This window comes from Stenotrophomonas sp. SPM, from assembly GCF_003105135.1.
Classification (GTDB): domain Bacteria; phylum Pseudomonadota; class Gammaproteobacteria; order Xanthomonadales; family Xanthomonadaceae; genus Stenotrophomonas.
This window is the reverse complement of record NZ_QETL01000205.1, coordinates 1-1,601: the sequence shown is the minus strand read 5'-3', so window position 1 is coordinate 1,601 and position 1,601 is coordinate 1. Positions and strand designations below refer to the sequence as shown.

At 66.5% G+C, this 1,601-nt stretch carries 2 protein-coding genes and 1 pseudogene; 1 reads left to right on the top strand and 2 read right to left on the bottom strand.

Annotated elements, in window-relative coordinates; all coding sequences use genetic code 11:
* Nucleotides 1–251: 251 nt before the first annotated feature.
* A pseudogene (locus DCO49_RS19995) lies at nt 252–803 on the top strand (hypothetical protein); the annotation flags it as partial.
* Nucleotides 804–864: 61 nt separating this feature from the next.
* On the opposite strand, the gene DCO49_RS19990 reads toward DCO49_RS19995, so the two are convergent.
* Both DCO49_RS19990 and DCO49_RS19985 read right to left on the bottom strand, forming a co-directional pair.
* On the bottom strand, nt 865–1,278 hold the full coding sequence (locus DCO49_RS19990; RefSeq protein ID WP_108769331.1) for a barstar family protein: 414 nt from the start codon (nt 1,276–1,278) through the stop codon (nt 865–867).
* On the bottom strand, nt 1,275–1,601 hold a 327-nt coding region (locus DCO49_RS19985; RefSeq protein WP_116865464.1), incomplete at its 5' end, for a ribonuclease domain-containing protein. The genes DCO49_RS19990 and DCO49_RS19985, both read right to left, overlap by 4 nt.

Below are 1,601 nucleotides of genomic sequence, written 5' to 3'. Positions count from 1 at the left end.
ATCGTGTGTGTGGCTGCTTTCTAGTATGATTGTTTGTCGTCAGAGTGGGATGGACATGTGGTTATGTAGAGCGTGGTCGGTCATGCTGCGAGGTCGTGACCACGGTAACCGCTGATGCATTGCGCTGGGCTAGGCGAGTCGATGTCTGTTCGATCTGCCCAATGATTGTCGGTTCAACTGCCATATGTCTCGTCCGTATTACTTTTTCAGCTGCTGTTCACCGCCTCTATTCTCAAGGATTTTCTCTTTGGCCGGCACGGGCCGGTGCGCGTCCCGCCCCGACGCCGGGCAACTGGGCAACACCGGCCAAGGGCGACGACTGGGGTGCGTCGAGCCGCAACCGCGATGGCGCCCAGCAGGGGGCCGCGCAGGCCAGCGCGCGCGGTGCGGGCCAGGGCCTGTTCAACGCAGATGGCAGCGTCAACGTGCCCGGCCAGGAAGGCAAGGGCCCTGCCGAGCGCGGCGCGCCGGGTGGCGACAACGATGGCTGGACCAAGGAAAGCATCGCTGAGTCGGGCCGATGGCTGAAGCGGCCGCCGTACGACTACACGCCGACGTCGTTCGACAAGTACTGGGTGCCGCAGGAATCGCTGCTGGCCGAATGGGTGCGCAAGGGCGTCAAGGCGATGGAGATTCCGTTGCCGGGTACCAGCACGAAGATCTCCTGCGTGATCTCGATCCTGCAGGCCGGTGGTGGCTGTGGCCTGAGCGACCCGAACATGCAGGACCAGCCGGCGGTGGCAAGGCCGCCGCCGGACATCCCGTTCAAGAAAGAGCTGCAGGAAGATAACGGCAGCCGGTAACGGCGGACTGTCCGCCGCGTGCCGCGCTGCGCGCTCGCCGGGTGTGGCCCGCCGCTACCGTTTACTCGCTCTGCGACAGAAACACCCAGAACGGCACGTCGCGGCCGACCCAGTCGCGGCTGGCTTCGTCCATCACGTCCAGCAGCGTGTCGAAGTCCTTCGCCGCGCCCGCGCGCAGCGCATCCACATCGGCCAGGAACAGGGCGTAGCCCGGTGCCGGCAGCCACTGCAGGTCGCGCAGGTTGTCGGCCAGTGCATCCCAGTTACCGCCGAAGCCGGCCGGGAAATCCAGCTGCGCGGCCAGCCGCGCGAGCAGGGTGCGCTTGTCGGTCACGCCGTGCAGGTCGATGCGGATCACCTTCAGCGAGGCATCGCGCATTGCCGCAGCCAGGTCGCTGATGTCGCCGGTATCGATGGCATAGACGCCAGCGTTGTTGATGTCATGCAGGCCGAGGCCGAAATCGTCGTGGCTCATGGGCGTTCTCCCGGGGCCGGTACGGTGAAGCTGCGGAACGAATCGTAGTGATCGTCGGTGTAATACCACGCCTGTGGAGGGTCGCCGCCGGTGATGATGCGGCGCGCGCCGCGGTTGGATGCACCGGGGGTATCGACCGTGTACTCACGGTAGTAACCGCGCGGTCGCTGCGGCAGGCGCTGCTCGCGGTTGCCGAAGGTAGTGCCGTCCTGGCGGTGCGGGAAGGGGCCGCCGTGCTGGATGAGGGCGATGGTCTGCCGCGCCTCGGCAGGCAGGAAACCGGGCAGGCCATCACGCTGGTCGCTGCCGGCGGCGCGCGCGGC